Source organism: Mycoplana sp. 10N416, from assembly GCF_056394765.1.
Genome location: NZ_JBFTIM010000012.1, coordinates 1 through 16,123, shown reverse-complemented (window position 1 = coordinate 16,123; position 16,123 = coordinate 1). Strand labels below are relative to the sequence as shown.

The following is a 16,123-nucleotide window of genomic DNA, read 5'->3' as shown; positions in this document are numbered from 1 at the left end:
GCGCAAAGGCGCCATGCCCGTGTGGTCTGCGCCGCCCCTACACTACCCGTATTCCCGCAATATGCTGGCATGGCGTTCAAGGATGCCGGCGACTTCCTTCATGGGCATATGAGTGACGCAGAGATGAATGGCGCATTCAAGGAATGTCATCGACGTGCGGCGCAAGTAGTCCGCCTCTTCCTGTTGCGCGATCGCGTCAAGACTGCTCGTTTGCTTTTTCGCCGAACGGGGCATTTCCGCGTTTCCGTCGTTTGATCGGTAGATAACGGTGCCGGGCTCGATTTGTTCGACCGGAGAAGGATCATTGTCCTTAGATGCGAGCCGCGCCCGGTGGCCGCAAAGGACAAATGCCCACTCGCCGAAGTCATCGTCGGTCCACAGTTCTCCAGCTGCCTTCTAGTCCGCGGCTAGTCCCTTTTTCCCATCAAATTAATCTCCGTTTGCCCTTGGAAGTTAAGGAACGTTCCTGCGCGGGGCGCATTTTCCGGACGTAGTTCCGGAGGGAAATGTCATGTCGTCCATGCGAAATGAGCGGATCCAAGCCGAGATTGTCGACTGTATGCCGGCGCTTCGCGCCTTTGCGCGTACGTTTCACATCAGCGCTTCCGATGCGGACGACCTTGTTCAGGAGACGCTGCTGAAAGCGCTCGCAAATTTGGACAAGTTCCAGGAGGGAACGAACCTGAAATCCTGGATGTTCACCATCATGCGCAACACCTTCTGCACGCGCGCGAGATTGGCCAAGCGCGAAGCGCCCGGTCGCGATGAGGATTGTGGCGTTCTTGCCGGATCAACACCGGCGAAGCAGGAATGGCATCTGCGCGGCCTGGAACTAGAGCAAGCCCTGGCCCGGCTTTCGCCCGCGAGCCGGACTATCATCGAAGTTGTGGCGATCGAGGGGGCGACATATGAGGCGGCAGCGGCACGGTTGAGATGCGCGGTCGGCACCGTCAAAAGCCGCCTCAACAGGGCTCGGATGCGCCTCGCCGCCGAAGTCGACAATCCACGGTCGGGATGACCACAGGTTCCACGGAGGGGATCGCGCTGCGCAAAGCCGCTATCAGTACTCTGGGCCGCATTCGCCAATCGTTTGCCCCTCATCGATGAGGCGCCTTCCGGCGCGGCCGGTGCGATCGCCTGTCCTGAACGGCAACACCCCCGAAATGCCTGGCCGGTTCTCGAGCGTTTACGACGCGCTGGACCTTCTGCATTACAACCGCGCAATCCAGCAGTACAGCCAGTGCCGCAGGGAGTCTCCTCACCACCTGGCACGGCGCCGCTATCGCGGCCGGACTGCTACTATCCCTACCTGAGCAGTCCCTTGGGGGGAACAAGGAGAAGTCTCACCTTTTTTGGCTCGAACTTACATGCCGTTGACGACGCCGCAGACCTGCCGCACCGCCGCGCCCGTCAGACTACCCGTAGCACCGTTCGTCGTGCTTGCCGTGCTCTCGTTGCTGACGCTTCCGGCGCTGGTATCGGCGCCAGTCGTGGTGCTCGTGCCCGCCGAAGCAACTCTCTGGCAGTCGGACCTGACCCGGGCCTGCTCCTGTCGGCTCAGCGAGTTCCAATTCGTCCGGATATCACCTGCCGAACGTGCGGTGGTGCCGTTCGAATTGCTGAAGAAGGCTCTTCCGATATTGCCGGTCCAGCCATTCGACATCTCCATGGTCGTGCCCGCCCCGCTACCGGACAGGCCGGCTGTACCGCTGCCGGCTCCCGCGGCGCCCGATCCGCTCGCGGCGCCGCGGCTTATTCCCGAAGCGCCCGTTCCCCCAGTGGCTACACCACCGCCGGTTCCTGAGCCGCCTGCACCGCCGGCGCCGCCTCCGCCTCCGCCGCCGCTCTGGGCAAATGCCGCGGTGCCGAGACAGACCGCAAGCGCAGTAATTGCAATGAACTTTGTCATAGCTGTTCTCCTTGGAGATAAGGCCGCCTTTCGCGGCAGGCCCCAAACCCGCCTTGGCAGGACTGGTTCCACGGCAAGACTGACGAATTTGTACGGTCGGCGGCGATGGATAGCGGCGGGATGCGAGCACGCGCTTTTCGACGTTATCAGCAAATGGGACTGCACCAGCACGCGCCGATCCATTACGTCGTGTGAGGAGGTCTCGCCGACACGATCGAATGCCCTATCTACTGCATATAGGGCGGCACTAGAGCCTGTTCTGAACAAACACCGAGCGGCAACGAGAGATGCAGGTCGGACATGTCCCCCACGACTACGAGTGTCAATCGCACCGACCGTCCCGATCGCCTCCGTTCGAGCATGGCACTTTGGCTATTGGGTGGAATCGTTGTGATCGTGCTCGCGGTCCTGCTCTTGTGGAAGGTCACGGAAGCCGTGCCGCGCTTTCCGACAGATGACCCGCGGCTGGGAGGCGGCGACGCCGCGCGAGGCGCACTGGTTTTTGCAGTCGGCGATTGCGCATCCTGTCATGCAACGCCGGGTCAGTCGGATCGCCTGAAGCTCGGCGGAGGGCAGGCGTTGGCTTCACCGTTCGGCACGTTCAGGGTGCCGAACATTTCGCCCGACCCCGTAGACGGCATCGGATTGTGGTCGGCATCCGATCTGGCCAATGCCCTGATCGCCGGTGTCTCCCCCGATCGACAGCATTACTATCCGGTCTTTCCCTATCCCAGCTATACCGGCATGACGCTCGCCGACGTGCGGGACCTCTATGCGTATCTACGGACCCTGCAGCGCGTGTCGGGGCGCCCGCCGCCCCACGACCTGCCGCTCCTGTTTCGCGTCCGGCGCGGGCTCGCATTCTGGAAGTTGCTGTTCTTTACGGAGGGGAAGTCAGAAGCGGTCGTCAATGGCGATCCGGTCCGTGACCGCGGCGGCTATCTCGTGGAAACGCTCGGACACTGTGCTGAATGTCATTCAACGCGCAATGTGCTTGGCGCGATCAAGCCCTCCACCCGTTTTGCCGGTGGCCCCGATCCGGAGGGCACCGGCTTTATTCCCAACATCACGCCGAGCCGGATCGGCGACTGGTCGGAGGCCGAGATCGTCACGTTGCTCGAGACCGGACAGACCCCGAACCATGGGCGGGTCGGCTCGTCAATGGCGGATGTGGTGACGAACACGGCGCAGTTGCCGCGCAGCGACCGGGAGGCAATCGCCCGGTACATCAAGTCGCTGCCACCGCGGCCGACCCAGCACCCCTGATCAATGGGCGTAAAGATAGGCGGCCAGGTGCCGCGCCTCGGCTGCGCTCACGCCTGTCGCCGGCATCGCGGAATTTGGGGAGAACCTTTGCGGTGAGACGATCCACGCGACCAGATTGTCGGCCGAGTTGTTGGCGACGCCGCCGATATAGACCCGCTGAGAAAGCCCCTGCAGGGGTCCCCCGACCTTGCCGTCCGCCCCCGGTATGCCGGGTATGGTGTGGCAGCCGCTGCAGCCGTACTGGCGGAAGATGGGGGGTGCCAGGGCGGGATCGCCGCCCGTCATTGCCATCGCCATCGCCTGGCGCTTCGAGCGCTCCTTGGCTGAATAGACGGAGGCGGCGACGAGCAGCGGCGCCACCCCGATCAGCATCACGCCTGCCAGCCTATACCAGGCGGACATGCTGGGCATTTTCCCCTCCCGTGCTTGCGCCTTGGATCCATGTGGCGAGGAACCACAGCGTCGCGCCCGCATAGACGATCCCGCCCGGGACCCACATGATGATCCCGGCAAGCTGCTGGTCCTCCAGGGGCGCCAGGCCCCATTCGCCGGCATATTGGGTCTGGGCGAGGTAGAGCACGCGGGGCGCCAGCGCGATCAGGGCGCCAAGGATGCTCGTATGTAGCATCGTTACGAACAGGAGCCAGGCGGAGGCGCCTCGGCTGCAGCCCCAGATCACCGCCCACCAGAACACAATCCCGGTCAGGAAAAAACTCAGGTGCTGCAGCCGATGCAGCAGGACATCGCTCACCGTCGCATCGAACAATGGCGGCGCGTGCCAGCTCCAAATCGCCAGGCCATGCAGAACCGCCGCGACGGCCGGGATGATCAAGGTCTGCCATGCCACCCGGACGCCGCGGCTGGCCAGTCCGCTTCCGACGCGCCGGCGCATCCCACCGGGCAGGCCCCACAGCAGAAGGGCGACCGGCCTTGCCAGCACCAGAAGCGGCGCTGCTACCGCCATGATCAGCTCGTGTTCGACCATGTGGACGCTGAACAGGTGCTCGCCCAGACCATGCAGGGGCGAGACGAGCGCGACCGCAAGCGTGGCCAGGCCGGTCCAGAAGAGGATGGCCGGTCGCCTCATCCAGTGCGGGAAACCATGACGCCGGCGCGATAGCCGGATTGCGCCCAGCGCGTAAAGCACGGCGATCGTGACAAGCGGTGCAAGGATCCAGGGATCAAATGTCCACGATAGGCTGTCGTGGCTCTCGTTGCCGTGGGCGGCTGCAGCGGTCGCCTGACAGATCAGGAGGCAGATGGCGATCAATGGAGGCATGGATTGACCAGCACGGTGGCTGCTCCCTGCAAGACCAGCGCGAATGCGAAGGACAGCCCGAGCAGGAACGCGATCCTGCCCAAAAAGAGCGCCGTCCGCGACACCGTCGCCGCCGTCGCCCGCTGCGAAACGATTGCGCCGGAGACTGCGACTATTGCCGCGATGAAAGCCGCAAAGGCGGTCCATCGCGCTCCGGCGCTGCAATCACCATACGGCAGGATCTGGCCAAGCTGGGTGTTGACCGCCCAGGCCGCGGGGGGCAGATACAGCCCCGCATATCGTGTCAGCGCGAAGGTCATAGGCGCGGCACCCAGTAGATGCAGGCATAGATCGGCAGCCAGGTAATGACGACGAAATTCCAATACAACACATTGTCCTGAACATCGCCGTAGCGGCGGGTATTGTCCGCATGGCGCGAGAACATCAGGGCCATCAGGACGATCGTATCGACGACGTCGGTCAGGATGTGGGTCGTATGCAGGCCGAGCATTGTCCAAACGATCGAACCGTATGCATTGTCGTCCCAGTTGATGTGAAGCGCCGGGAACTCGAAGACGCGGAAGCCGAGCGGCGCGATGCCGAAGAGCGTCATCACGACTAGGCCGATCTGCACACGGCGCAACTGCCTCCGCTCGGCCCAGCGAGAGACAAGGATGTTGGGAACGACGCTGGCAAGAAGGATGCCTGTCAGCCATGTTCCCGCCCAGAGATCGGGCGGAGGCGCATCGATCGGCCAATGTGGCGCCAGACTCATCAGGTAGAAGTACACGGCAATGACCAGCGCAAAGCCGGTGCCCTCGATCAGCATGAACGCGCATGTCCCCCACCATGTGGGGCTCACAGTGCCCATGCCGTGGAGCGGCAGCTTGGAGACGTCCAGTACAACGCGGTCCTTCACGATTCGTCCTCCGGTGTTCCCTTCGGCCAGAACCAGCCGATCAGGGCGACGGCGATCGGGATGGAACCCCATACCACCGCCCACGGCGAGAAGATCGACCAGATCAGCATGATCGCGGTGGCGATCGCCGTCCAGAACGGCCAGACGGAATCGCTGGGTGACGACTCTCTCGCCTGGGGCAAGGCTTCAACGATGCTGGTCACTAGAAGTTCGCGGCGATCGGTTCTCATGCCTGCCGCGACCGATAGGTCGGCGTCCGGCCAAAGAGGATCTCGGCTGCCGACAACAGGAATGCGGCGGAAGTTGTAGGCAGGCGGCGGCGACGATGTCGCCCATTCGAGCGTCGACGCCTTCCAGGGATTAGGGCCGGCCGGCCGCCCGTTTTTCCAACTGCGCAGCACGTCGATGAAAAACACCAGAAACCCTGCGGCCAGGATCACCGAGCTCAGGCTGATGAACAGGTTGAGGCCGGCCCAGGGCAGCTCCGGCTGGTAGGTGTAGACGCGCCGCGGCATGCCCCAGAGCCCGAGGATGTGCATTGGAAAGAAAGTGAGGTGAAAGCCTGCGAAGATGAGCCCGAAGGCCCACCGTCCAAGCCGTTCGCTCATCAGCCGCCCGGTCATCTTGGGGAACCAGTAGTACACCGCCCCGATCAGCGGGAACACGGCGCCGCCAACCAGGACATAGTGGAAATGGGCGACCACGAAATAGGTGTCATGAACCTGGCTGTCGAGGGGGACCGAGGCCACCATGACGCCGGTCAGGCCGCCCATGACGAAGGTCACGATAAAACCGAGCACGAACAGCAGTGGCGTGCGGAAGACCGGCCGTCCGGCCCACAGGGTTGCCAGCCAGCAGAAGATCTGCACGCCTGCCGGCACTGCGATGGCCATGCTCGACGCTGTGAAGAAGCTTTCGCCGACGCGCGGAAGCCCGACCACGAACATGTGGTGGACCCACAGCCCGAAGGAGAGCACGCCGGTAGCGATCAACGCCATCACCAGGAGCAGATAGCCGAACAGCGGCCGTCCGACGAAGGTCGGCAGGATGGACGAGACCAATCCGACGGCAGGAAGGAAGATGATGTAGACCTCCGGGTGCCCGAAGAACCAGAACAGATGCTGCCAGAGAAGCGCATCCCCGCCCAGTGCCGGGTTGTAGAACTGGGTTCCGACCAGCCGGTCGAGGATTAGCGTCGAACTCGCGATCATGATGGCCGGCATTGCCACGATGACGAGGAAGGACATCACCAGCATCGCCCAGACCAGCACCGGAATGCGATCGAGCGACATACCTGGAGCCCTCTGCTTGAACACCGTGACGACGATTTCCACCGCCACGGCGAGCGCCGCGAGTTCGGTAAAAGTGATCATCTGTGCCCAAAGGTCGGCGCGCTTACCGGGACCGTACTCCGGGCCGGAAAGCGGAACGTATGCGAACCAGCCGACATCCGGTGCCGTGTCGAGTGCGAAGGACAGCCAGAGCAGGAGGCCTCCGAACAGAAACGTCCAGTAGGAGAAGGCGTTGAGGCGCGGGAAGGCGATGTTGCGGGTGCCGACCATCAGCGGAACGAGATAGACCGCCATGGCCTCCATGACCGGCACCGCGAACAGGAACATCATGTTCGAGCCGTGCATGGTGAAAATCTGGTTGTAGCGGTCAGGGCCGATGAAGCCTGCCTCGGGCTTTGAGAGCTGCAGGCGCATCGCCATCGCCAGCAAGCCTCCAAGGATCAGGAAAGCGAACGCAGTAACAATGTAGCGGCGGGCGATGACCTTGTGGTCGACGGTGGCGATTGCTCCCCAGAAGCCGGGGCGGGAACCCCAGGTCTTGTTGAGTTTCGACTCGAGTTCGACATCGTCGAGGTCGACGCCCCGCGGCGCGTGTGTTTCCTGCTCCCCCATCATCGTAAGCCTTCCATGTAAGCGGAAAGCTGCCGCAACTCCTCACTTGTCAGTGGCACGAGCGGCATGTTGTTGCCCGGCTTCAGCGTCTGGGGGTCGGCGATCCAGGCGGCAAGCGAGCCGCGCGTCGTTTCCAGCAGGCCGGCGCCGATGGTCTGCCGACCGCCGACATGCGTGAGGTCCGGGCCTGACGAGCCGGTGGCCGGCGTGCCCCGGATGGTGTGGCAGGCCGCACAAGGCTTGCTCAGGAACACCGCCTTGCCGGCGGCGCCTTCGGCGTCGGACGGCTCTGTGGCCGGCGCTGCCTGCGCCGCCGCCCATTGCCGGTAATCGCCTTCATCCTGCGCGATCACTAGGAATGCCATGTGCCCATGCTGTAAACCGCAAAACTCGGCGCACTGGCCGCGATAGGTCCCTGGCCGGTCGGCCCGCAGCGTCAGGTCGTTCTTGCGGCCCGGGATGAGGTCCAGCTTGCCCGCAAGGCTTGGGATCCACAGCGAATGGATGACGTCGATCGATTCCAGTTCCAGGCGGACGTCCTTGCCGACCGGAATGTGAAGTTCGTTGGCAGCCTGGAAGAGCGACACTTGATTTGCGTCCTTGTAGGTGAATTGCCACCACCATTGCTGTCCCTTGACGCTGACGAGCACGGCGTCATCCGCGCCGCTGTTCAGGCTCCGAGTGGCATGGAAGCTTGCCATCGTCAGGCCGGCGACGACGAGCACGGTGGCGGCCACCGATGCCCTGACCGCCACCGTCATTCTTTGCTCAGCCGCCTGATCCTGGCGAGGCTCCGCCCTGCGGCGTGCCAGCACCCAGAGGAGAAAGCCGGTGACGAGAAGCCAGATGGCGGAACAGAGCAGGGTGAAAAGAACGATCAAGTCCTTCAGCGCCACCGCCGAGGGCCCGTGCGCCTCGAGCGCGGACTGGTTGCCGCCGCATCCGGCGAGCAAGACGATGAGAATGATGACGAGCGCGGCCTTCAAGGTGACGGCCCCTGGTCTGGATGGAGCGGAGCCGGCCCTTCATCGAAGAGGATGGCAGCCGGCGCGCGATTTTCAGCCGGGCGGCTCGTCTTGTCGTCGTTGCGGCTCGGCGCCACCACGCTGGCGGAATAGGCGCCGATCGACTTGACGTATCCGGCGAGCTGCCAGATCTGGTCGCTCGTCATCTTGTCCTTGAAGGCGGGCATGCCGTGCGGCCGGCCGTTTCGGATCGAGGCGCCGATCGACACCATGGAGGGGCCGTAGAGCCACCACCCGTCGATAAAGGAGGGACCTTTTCCGCCCCGCCCGTCTCCGTGACATTTCGAACAGCCGAACCAGGCATATAGCCGCTTGCCCTGGCTGAGATCGAACCCGGTACTCTCGTAGGGCTTTCCCATCGCGAAATAGACCTCCGGCGGCGTACCGTTGATGCCGTCCGGCATCAGCCGCAATTGGTCGAGCGCGGCCGCGGCGGCGGGGGCGGTGCGATATTGCCGGGGCTCTCTCGCCCAGCCGATCGCAGCGGCTATGGCGATGAGGGAGACCGCACAAATCACCGTCAAGGTCTTCACCGGCGCAATGCTGTCCATGGCCAACCGCCGTTCTAACGCGATGCCTATTGGATCGGTACAGTATGCGAGCGACTGAAGCGGATAGGCAAGAGCTTGTATGACGGCGTCTTCGCCTTAGGGTCGTGATGCGAAAGCGGAAACAGCGGGTTTGTCTCGGGATAGTAGGCTGCACAACAGCCTTCGGGAATGTCGTAACCGACGAGGCGGAATCCGCGCACCGTGCGCTCCGTCTGGGGATCGATTGCCGTTGTCAGGTCGACAAGATCGCCCGGAGCAAAACCGAGCCGCCTGATGTCGTTCTCATTGACGAAGACGACCTGCCGGGTTCCGTCGACGCCCCGGTAGCGGTCGTTGTAGCCATAGATCGTCGTGTTGAACTGGTCGTTCGACCGCAGCGTCGCGAGGTTGATCACGTCGTCCGCGAGTGCTCCTTCGCCGAAGTCCGGAAACAGCCGTGGCGGCGTGATGAAGTTGGCCTTCTTGTTTGACGTGACCCACTTCCGCTCGCGGGCCGGCACCGGCCGCGGAATGCCGCCCGGCTGGAACAGCCGCTCATTAAATTCCTTGAAGGTTTCCGGGTAGGTCCGCTCGATGGCCTCACGGATCCTCGAGTAGTCGGCCACCCAATGATCCCACGGCACGGTACCACGGGTGAGGGTGGCCCTCGCGAGTCCGGCGATGATCGCCGGTTCGGAGAGAAGATGAGGGCTGGCGGGAGTTGCCCGGCCACGCGACCCGTGGAAATGCGCCACCGAACTTTCGATGGAGACCGCTTGCGGCCCGGACGCCTGCTGGTCGATCTCCAGCCGGCCGAGACACGGGAGCAGGTAGGCCACCGCGCCATGAATCAGGTGGCTGCGATTGAGCTTTGTCGCGATCTGCACGGTCAGGCGAAGCTTTCGCCAGGCAGCCTCCATTGCCGTCGTATCCGGTATCGCCCGCAGGAAATTGCCGCCGAGGCTGACAAAGCCGCGTGTTTCGCCCTTCAGGATCGCCTCGCACGCATCGACCGTCGAATGCCCGTCCCAGCGGGGCGGTTCGAATCGGTATAGTTCGGCCAACTTGTCGAGCGGCACGAGGGCCGCCTTCTCGGTGATGCCGACCGTTCGCTGGCCCTGCACGTTCGAGTGGCCCCGGACGGCGCAGATATTGGCGCCTGGCTTGCCGATATTGCCGCGCAGCAAGGCCAAGTTGGCCACCATCTGGACGTTCTGGACGCCCATGACGTGCTGGGTGAGACCCATGCCGTAGATCAGCAGGACCGCATCGGACGCCGCATAGGTGTGGGCCGCCTGCATCATCTGGTCGTGCGTCAGACCCGAAATCCGCTCCAGCTCGTCCCAGGAATGGGAGCGTGCGGCAGCGGCGAATTCTTCGAAGCCGGCCGTGTGCTCGGCAATGAAATCATGGTCGAGAACGTGCTTCTTGTCGGCCGCGGCGATGGAGGCGGCGAAAGCGACGGCCGCGGCACTTTCGTCCTTCGGCTCTGCGTCGGAACCAGAAACCTCGCTTGAGTGCCCTGCATTCTTCGCGTCGTCCGCCTCGATCAAGGCCTTGCAGACGCCGAACAGCGCGGCGACGTCTCCGCCATTTCTCACCTGGTAGTACGCGCTCGAGATCGGCGTCTCCTTGCCTGTCAGCATCTGGCTTGGCGCCTGCGGGTTGACGAACCGCTCGAGCCCCGGCTCCCGCAGCAGATTGAAGGAAACGATCTTCACGCCCCGATCGACTGCGTCCTGCAGATCGTGAAGCATCCGCGGCGACGACGTCGCGACATTCTGGGCCATGTAGAAGATGCAGTCGCAATTTTCGAAATCAGATAGGATTGCAGTGCCGACCGTCGCACCAATGCTCTCCGGCAAGCCGACGGACGAGCTTTCGTGGCACATGTTGGAGGAATCCGGCAGGTTGTTGCTGCCGTAAATGCGCGCGAAGAGCTGATACATGTAGGAGGCCTCGAGCGAGGCACGGCCGGACGTGTAGAATTCGACAGCCGCCGGATCCAGCTGCCGCAGCTCCCGACCGATTTCCTCGAAGGCTGCCTCCCAGGTGACAGGTACGTACTTGTCCGAAGCGGGGTGCCAGCGCAGGGGCCGAGTCAGGCGACCCTGCTCCTCCAGGCGGTGATCCAGCCAGCCTTCCAGTTCGCGCAGCGTGTGCGCGGCAAAGAAGGCCTCATCCGTGCGATGGTTCGTGATCTCCCAGGCCGTCGCCTTAGCACCGCTTTCGCAGAACTCCAGGGCATGGGGCTTGGCGGGCTTCGCCCAGGCGCAGCTTACGCACATATAGCCGTCGGGTCTGTTCTGGTGGAGCAGCAGTGAGGGACCGGAAAGCGGGATGTGCTCGCGGAGCACGATCGCGCTGACTGACTTTGCCGAGCCCCACCCGCCGGCGGGACCACTATCGAAGCCGATCCTTGGTTCAGGCCGGGGCTTTTCCGTCATGGCTCCTCCTGTCGCCGCCAACGCGGCCACGGAAATTCTGCTGGACGGGACTTAACGAAGGCGGGGGGACTATGTTCCCAGCGGTCGTTAAGCACGGATCGCGAAGTTTCTGGTCGGCTCACTCCTTCCGCTTCCAGCCATGTACCTCGGCGGCGGACCGAGGACGCCCCGGTCAGGCAAAGTTTGGCGGCGGCGGGCGAACCCCTGCCCAAGGACCGGCGGTCCGAACGACGGAAGCGGTCACGGTATGAGAAGCGGCCGAAAGCCACGGAACCTATTTCACATCACGACTTGACCGCGATCCCGTCGCCAATTACAGCTAGTGACTACTCACTTACTTAGGTTGCTCATGCGAAAACCGGCAGAATTGCGCAAGGCAGAAATCGTCACCACCGTTCTGGCTCTGGCCGACCGGATTGGGCCGGACCGGGTCACAACGGGCGCGGCGGCATCGTCGGTGGGCGTGAGCCAGGCTGCTTTGTTTCGGCACTTCCCAACCAAGGCCGCGATGTGGCGTGCCGTGGCGGACCATGTGACCGAGGAACTGACGACTGCCTGGGAACGAGCCCTGGCCCTGACCGATGACCCCGTTGGGAGACTTAGGGCGCTGGTCGGTGCACAATTGGGGCAGATAGCGGCCACACCGGCGCTGCCCATGCTTCTATTTTCACGCGAACTGAATGTCGAAAATAGGGATCTCCGCGCGGCCTTCCACGGCCTGCTCATGAAGTTTCACGCGCTGATCGTGACCGAGCTTGCGCACGGGCAGGAGGTCGGGTCCCTGCGTCATGATCTGGTTCCGGGTGATGCCGCGGTGCTGCTGACGTCACTGGTACAGGGGATGGCGATCCGCTGGTCGCTTGGCGCGCGCGACTTTCCGCTGATTGAGGAAGGGATGCGGCTCTTTGAGGTGCAACTGCGGCTTCTGGCCGTGAAGGGAGTTTAGGCCATGCGGCGTCTGTGGCTTTACGGTGCGGTGGCGGTTCTGGCACTCGGGGCAGTAGCGCTGTTTCTGACGGAACGACCGCTTACAGTAAGCGTGGTGCAGTCTGAACGCGATGTGGCGCTGCGCATCTATGGTCTTGGTTCGGTCGAGGCGCGGATCCTCAGCCGGGTTGGATTCGAGGTTGGGGCCGCCCTGACCGTGCTGGCCGCCGATGCGGGGGATAGCGTGATCCGCGGGCAGGAATTGGCGGTCCTGAATCCGGCCGAGCAGGTAGCGCGTGTCGCTCGCGCTCGAGCAGCCGTCGAGGCCAATGTCGCTGCATTGACGCGGGCCAAAGCCGGCATGGACCGTGCCGGTACCGTTCTGGCGCAGAGTGAAGCAGCCAACCGACGGCTGCAAAGTCTGGTGCAGCGGGATGTGGCTTCGATCCAGCGTGCTGAAGAAGCGCAGCGCGACGAGGACGTGGCTCGTGCCGATCTTGCGGTCGCCGAGGCGGATTTGGCGGTGGTTCGCGCTCAGGGCGTGGATGCGGCCGCCGCTTTGCAACAGGAGGAGGTGCTTCTGGCCCATCATCGGCTGGCCGCACCCTATGACGCGGTGATCGTTGCTCGCCATGCAGAAGCGGGCGCGGTGGTCCGGGCCGGGGATCCAATCTTCACCCTGATCGCCCCGGGAACGGTCTGGATCCAGGCCTATGTGGACGAGGAACGCGCCGGCCAGCTTGCCTTGGGCCAGCCCGGCAAGATCCGATTGCGCTCGCAGCCGCAGGCGGAGTTTCATGGGACTATCGCCCGCATCGGGCTTGAAAGCGACCGGGTGAACGAGGAACGCCGGATCTGGCTGACCTGCACGGACTGCCCCGAACCAATGTATCTGGGCGAACAGGCCGAGGTGCGCATCACCACCGCCAACCGCGAAAGCGCGCTGATGGTGCCCGAGGTGGCGATCACTGGTTTCGACGGGCATAGCGGGCGGGTCTGGCTGGTGCGGGACGGCCGGTTAGAACAGGCCGGATTGACCTTCGGTGCCCGCGACGATCGTGGTCGGGTCGAGGTCACGGGCGGCCTGCCGGAGGGGGCAGCTATCGTCGCCCAACCGCCACAGGGCGTATCCGAGGGACGGCGGGCGCGAGTCAGGAACACGCCATGAACCTTGCGCTCAAGGATATCCACCACGGACTGTTCCGTTTTGTCCTCACCTGTTTTGGGTTGGGGCTGCTGATGACGGTCGTCCTGTCGATGATCGGCATCTACAATGGCCTTGTCGCCGATGCACTTGCCGTGGTGAGGGCCCCGGCGGTGGATGTATGGGTGGTTGAGAGCGGCACCAGGGGGCCTTTCGCCGAAGCGTCAAATATCCCGCTTACGATCCGTGATGCGGTGGCGCGGATGCCCGGCGTAGCCGAGACCGGGGCGATCAATTTCCAGAATGTCGAGGCCGCGCATGCCGGCGCCTCCCTGCGGCTTTACGTCATCGGCTATGAGCCGCGCCATCCCGGCGGCCCGCAGCGCATCGCCGAGGGGCGGGGCATCGGCACCAGCCACTTTGAACTGGTGGCCGACAGAAGGACCGGCCTTCTGCCCGGTGATACGATCCGTCTGGGGCGCAACCACTTCACTGTGGTCGGGCTGGTCGAAGGGGCGATGAATTCGGGTGGCGATCCGGCGGTCTATATCACGCTGGCCGATGCGATGGCGCTTCAGACCGAGCTTAATCCCGCAGCGCAGCGCGTTCAGGCGGCGCGGGGCACGGTTTCTGTCAAGTCCGCTTCGGTCGCAGCAGTAATCGCGCGGATGGAACAGGGGGCGGATGTCGAATTGCTAACCGCGACCGTGCGGCAATGGAAACATCTGGCGGCACTGACCCAAGCAGAACAGGAGGAAATCCTTCTCGCCTCGGTGGTAGATCTGGCGCGACGGCAGATCGGCCTGTTCCTCGGCATCCTGCTCAGCGTCTCGGCAGTGGTCATCGCCCTGATCATCTACACGATGACGATGGAGAAGCTGAAGCAGATTGCGACGCTGAAGTTGATCGGCGCGCCCGACCGTACGATCATCGGACTCATCGTGCAGCAAGCGCTGATCCTTGGCGCTACGGGTTGGGGAATCGGGCTGACACTCATCTTAGTAGTGAAGGACTACTTCCCCCGCCGGGTGGTGCTCGAGCCGTTCAACGTCATGGTGCTGGCCGGGATCATCTTCGCCGTCTGCATCGTCGCCTCTGGTCTTGGTGTTCGTGCCGCGATGAAGGTGGATCCGGCCACCGCGCTGGGAGGTTGACATGGCGCCCAGCGAGATCCTGATCGACGTGCAGGGCGTAGCCAAGCATTTCGGCAAAGGCGAGACCCGTGTCGATGCGCTGTGCGACGTGGACCTGCAGGTGCGGGCCGGCGAAGTGATCGCGCTTCTCGGCCCATCGGGTTCGGGCAAGACGACGCTGCTTAACGTCATCGGCTGCATCCTTGCGCCATCGGCTGGCCAGGTGGCTCTGGACGGCGAGACAGTATTTGATGGCGAATGGCTGCGGCACGACTTGCGGCGGCTCAGGCTCGACAAGATCGGCTTCATCTTCCAGACTCATAACCTGCTGCCTTTCCTCACGGCAGAGGAGAACGTCGCGGTGGTTCTCGATCTTGCCGGCTGGTCGACGGAAAAGGCGCGGGCGCGGGCGCGCGATCTGCTTGACTATCTCGAAGTCGACCGCCGCGCTGCGGCCAAACCCGCGCTTTTGTCCGGCGGCGAGGCGCAGCGAGTGGCCATCGCGCGGGCGCTAGCCAATCGCCCCCGCATCATCCTCGCTGACGAACCCACCGCCGCGCTCGACAGCAAACGGGCAGGGCTGGTGATGGATCTGTTGCGCAAGCTTGCCGCCGAGCAGGAGGCCTGCATCGTAACCGTCACCCATGACGAGAAGATCTTCGATCGATTTGACCGACTGATCCATCTGCGCGACGGCCGGTTGGCCGACGCCTGACGCGGAGGACACGATGACCACAAGGCCGCTTTCTCATCATCTCCGCCGGTGTGGCGGTGATATTTGGTTTGGTGACCGTGCTCTCGGGGGTCGCGCGCTTTTTGGTGACGCCAACATGGGCGCGGTGGCTCCTTTCGTCCTATGGTTCAACTTCGTGGCCGGGTTCGTCTATGTGCTGACCGGGTTTGTACTCTGGCGAGGCTCGGGATGGCGTGGGTGCACGTTTGCTCGATTGCTCAGCAGGAGAAGCTGGCCGTCTCAAACGACCAGCCTTTTGGGCGCAAGTCAGACTAACGCCCGGCCTTGCGTTCCTTGATCAAGAAAGCGGTCGCGATGATGTCGACGGACCAGACGACGACGAGAAGCGACAAAGCGGCCTGAAGGAAGTGTTGGGCGGCGAGCCATCCGATAACCAAAGGCCCAAAGCCGCCAATGCCACGGCCCACATTGAACAGCACATTTTTGCGCTGTCGCTCGCGCCTGCGTCGGATAAAGCCCTTCCATGTCTTCTGAGTAAGGCCACTCGGCGGCCTGGAACGCGACCTCCGAGCCGGCTGCCTGACAGGGCGGCGTCGAGGCCAGGCGGGGAGCGTTCGTCATCTGAAGCCTGACCATCGATGCAAAGGCTTCTTGCAAGTTTCGCCAATACTTATTCGAAAATGGACAGCTTACTTTCATCCCAACCCGACGGCATTCCCTGATCAACCGTTGCGGCTGAACCAACACAACAACCACAGGAGACGACCATGCAGACTGCAAGACCCTTCGCCGCTTTCGCCATGGCTCTTGCCCTCGCGCTGGGAGCACCCGGGATCGTCGCGGCGCAAACCCATGCGCATGACGGCTCTGGCGAGGCGGCAATAGAGATCATGCTGAACAATGGCGCCAAATGGCAGGGCGATCAAAACATGGTCATCGGCATGACCGCGTCATCGGCATGACCGCG

General features: G+C 63.4%; 17 protein-coding genes. 7 read left to right on the top strand and 10 right to left on the bottom strand.

Annotated features, from left to right (window positions below):
• Positions 1–42: 42 nt before the first annotated feature.
• Complete coding sequence (locus tag AC1DDS_RS21450; protein WP_477480697.1) at positions 43–234, bottom strand: hypothetical protein; 192 nt, start codon at positions 232–234, stop codon at positions 43–45.
• Between the two features lie 277 nt (positions 235–511).
• Here AC1DDS_RS21450 and AC1DDS_RS21445 point away from each other — a divergent pair, with 277 nt between their 5' ends.
• The gene (locus AC1DDS_RS21445; RefSeq protein WP_477480696.1) at positions 512–1,018 is read left to right on the top strand and encodes a sigma-70 family RNA polymerase sigma factor; all 507 of its coding nucleotides are present in this window, start codon (positions 512–514) and stop codon (positions 1,016–1,018) included.
• A gap of 345 nt (positions 1,019–1,363) precedes the next feature.
• Here AC1DDS_RS21445 and AC1DDS_RS21440 read toward each other — a convergent pair whose 3' ends face one another.
• Entirely contained in the window at positions 1,364–1,909 is a 546-nt protein-coding gene (locus AC1DDS_RS21440; protein WP_477480695.1) for a hypothetical protein, read from the bottom strand.
• Between the two features lie 360 nt (positions 1,910–2,269).
• Here AC1DDS_RS21440 and AC1DDS_RS21435 point away from each other — a divergent pair, with 360 nt between their 5' ends.
• Positions 2,270–3,175, top strand: a complete 906-nt coding sequence (locus AC1DDS_RS21435; RefSeq protein WP_477480766.1) for a c-type cytochrome — start codon at positions 2,270–2,272, stop codon at positions 3,173–3,175.
• Here AC1DDS_RS21435 and AC1DDS_RS21430 read toward each other — a convergent pair whose 3' ends face one another.
• The 8 genes from AC1DDS_RS21430 to AC1DDS_RS21395 are packed head-to-tail and all read right to left on the bottom strand — an operon-like array spanning position 3,176 to position 11,258.
• Positions 3,176–3,547 (bottom strand): c-type cytochrome, encoded by a 372-nt coding sequence (locus tag AC1DDS_RS21430; protein WP_477480765.1) that lies wholly within the window; start codon positions 3,545–3,547, stop codon positions 3,176–3,178.
• Between the two features lie 13 nt (positions 3,548–3,560).
• The gene (locus tag AC1DDS_RS21425; protein ID WP_477480694.1) at positions 3,561–4,454 is read right to left on the bottom strand and encodes a cytochrome c oxidase assembly protein; all 894 of its coding nucleotides are present in this window, start codon (positions 4,452–4,454) and stop codon (positions 3,561–3,563) included.
• Positions 4,442–4,753, bottom strand: a complete 312-nt coding sequence (locus AC1DDS_RS21420) for a hypothetical protein (protein WP_477480693.1) — start codon at positions 4,751–4,753, stop codon at positions 4,442–4,444. Before AC1DDS_RS21420 ends, AC1DDS_RS21425 begins: the two co-directional genes overlap by 13 nt.
• Entirely contained in the window at positions 4,750–5,352 is a 603-nt protein-coding gene (locus tag AC1DDS_RS21415) for a cytochrome c oxidase subunit 3 (RefSeq protein WP_477480692.1), read from the bottom strand. The genes AC1DDS_RS21420 and AC1DDS_RS21415 overlap by 4 nt, the downstream gene beginning before the upstream one ends.
• Entirely contained in the window at positions 5,349–7,259 is a 1,911-nt protein-coding gene (gene ctaD, locus AC1DDS_RS21410; RefSeq protein ID WP_477480691.1) for a cytochrome c oxidase subunit I, read from the bottom strand. The genes AC1DDS_RS21415 and ctaD overlap by 4 nt, the downstream gene beginning before the upstream one ends.
• Positions 7,256–8,242, bottom strand: a complete 987-nt coding sequence (gene coxB / locus AC1DDS_RS21405; protein ID WP_477480690.1) for a cytochrome c oxidase subunit II — start codon at positions 8,240–8,242, stop codon at positions 7,256–7,258. The genes ctaD and coxB overlap by 4 nt, the downstream gene beginning before the upstream one ends.
• Complete coding sequence (locus AC1DDS_RS21400) at positions 8,239–8,832, bottom strand: c-type cytochrome (protein WP_477480689.1); 594 nt, start codon at positions 8,830–8,832, stop codon at positions 8,239–8,241. The genes coxB and AC1DDS_RS21400 overlap by 4 nt, the downstream gene beginning before the upstream one ends.
• Positions 8,833–8,858: 26 nt before the next feature.
• Positions 8,859–11,258, bottom strand: a complete 2,400-nt coding sequence (locus AC1DDS_RS21395; protein ID WP_477480688.1) for an FdhF/YdeP family oxidoreductase — start codon at positions 11,256–11,258, stop codon at positions 8,859–8,861.
• A gap of 367 nt (positions 11,259–11,625) precedes the next feature.
• On the opposite strand from AC1DDS_RS21395, the gene AC1DDS_RS21390 reads away from it, so the two are divergent.
• The 5 genes from AC1DDS_RS21390 (at position 11,626) to AC1DDS_RS21370 (ending at position 16,118) form a co-directional block, all read left to right on the top strand.
• On the top strand, positions 11,626–12,204 hold the full coding sequence (locus tag AC1DDS_RS21390) for a TetR/AcrR family transcriptional regulator (RefSeq protein WP_477480687.1): 579 nt from the start codon (positions 11,626–11,628) through the stop codon (positions 12,202–12,204).
• 3 nt (positions 12,205–12,207) lie between these two features.
• Positions 12,208–13,353, top strand: a complete 1,146-nt coding sequence (locus tag AC1DDS_RS21385) for an efflux RND transporter periplasmic adaptor subunit (protein ID WP_477480686.1) — start codon at positions 12,208–12,210, stop codon at positions 13,351–13,353.
• Entirely contained in the window at positions 13,350–14,483 is a 1,134-nt protein-coding gene (locus AC1DDS_RS21380) for an ABC transporter permease (RefSeq protein ID WP_477480685.1), read from the top strand. Before AC1DDS_RS21385 ends, AC1DDS_RS21380 begins: the two co-directional genes overlap by 4 nt.
• 1 nt (position 14,484) lies before the next feature.
• Positions 14,485–15,177, top strand: a complete 693-nt coding sequence (locus AC1DDS_RS21375; RefSeq protein ID WP_477480684.1) for an ABC transporter ATP-binding protein — start codon at positions 14,485–14,487, stop codon at positions 15,175–15,177.
• A 746-nt stretch (positions 15,178–15,923) separates the two neighbouring features.
• Positions 15,924–16,118 carry a hypothetical protein gene (locus tag AC1DDS_RS21370; protein WP_477480683.1) on the top strand — a complete coding sequence of 65 codons (195 nt, stop codon included), beginning with the start codon at positions 15,924–15,926 and terminating at the stop codon, positions 16,116–16,118.
• The last annotated feature ends 5 nt before the right edge of the window (positions 16,119–16,123 follow it).

What these genes read in the sequence shown, in the direction of transcription:
- ctaD (WP_477480691.1), bottom strand. Translation starts at nt 7,259, where the DNA reads ATGATGGGGGAGCAGGAAACACACGCGCCGCGGGGCGTCGACCTCGAC.
- AC1DDS_RS21420 (WP_477480693.1), bottom strand. Translation starts at nt 4,753, where the DNA reads ATGACCTTCGCGCTGACACGATATGCGGGGCTGTATCTGCCCCCCGCG.
- AC1DDS_RS21440 (WP_477480695.1), bottom strand. Translation starts at nt 1,909, where the DNA reads ATGACAAAGTTCATTGCAATTACTGCGCTTGCGGTCTGTCTCGGCACC.
- AC1DDS_RS21385 (WP_477480686.1), top strand. Translation starts at nt 12,208, where the DNA reads ATGCGGCGTCTGTGGCTTTACGGTGCGGTGGCGGTTCTGGCACTCGGG.
- AC1DDS_RS21450 (WP_477480697.1), bottom strand. Translation starts at nt 234, where the DNA reads ATGCCCCGTTCGGCGAAAAAGCAAACGAGCAGTCTTGACGCGATCGCG.
- AC1DDS_RS21400 (WP_477480689.1), bottom strand. Translation starts at nt 8,832, where the DNA reads ATGGACAGCATTGCGCCGGTGAAGACCTTGACGGTGATTTGTGCGGTC.
- AC1DDS_RS21435 (WP_477480766.1), top strand. Translation starts at nt 2,270, where the DNA reads ATGGCACTTTGGCTATTGGGTGGAATCGTTGTGATCGTGCTCGCGGTC.
- AC1DDS_RS21445 (WP_477480696.1), top strand. Translation starts at nt 512, where the DNA reads ATGTCGTCCATGCGAAATGAGCGGATCCAAGCCGAGATTGTCGACTGT.
- AC1DDS_RS21430 (WP_477480765.1), bottom strand. Translation starts at nt 3,547, where the DNA reads ATGCTGATCGGGGTGGCGCCGCTGCTCGTCGCCGCCTCCGTCTATTCA.
- AC1DDS_RS21395 (WP_477480688.1), bottom strand. Translation starts at nt 11,258, where the DNA reads ATGACGGAAAAGCCCCGGCCTGAACCAAGGATCGGCTTCGATAGTGGT.
- AC1DDS_RS21425 (WP_477480694.1), bottom strand. Translation starts at nt 4,454, where the DNA reads ATGCCTCCATTGATCGCCATCTGCCTCCTGATCTGTCAGGCGACCGCT.
- AC1DDS_RS21375 (WP_477480684.1), top strand. Translation starts at nt 14,485, where the DNA reads ATGGCGCCCAGCGAGATCCTGATCGACGTGCAGGGCGTAGCCAAGCAT.
- AC1DDS_RS21380 (WP_477480685.1), top strand. Translation starts at nt 13,350, where the DNA reads ATGAACCTTGCGCTCAAGGATATCCACCACGGACTGTTCCGTTTTGTC.
- AC1DDS_RS21370 (WP_477480683.1), top strand. Translation starts at nt 15,924, where the DNA reads ATGCAGACTGCAAGACCCTTCGCCGCTTTCGCCATGGCTCTTGCCCTC.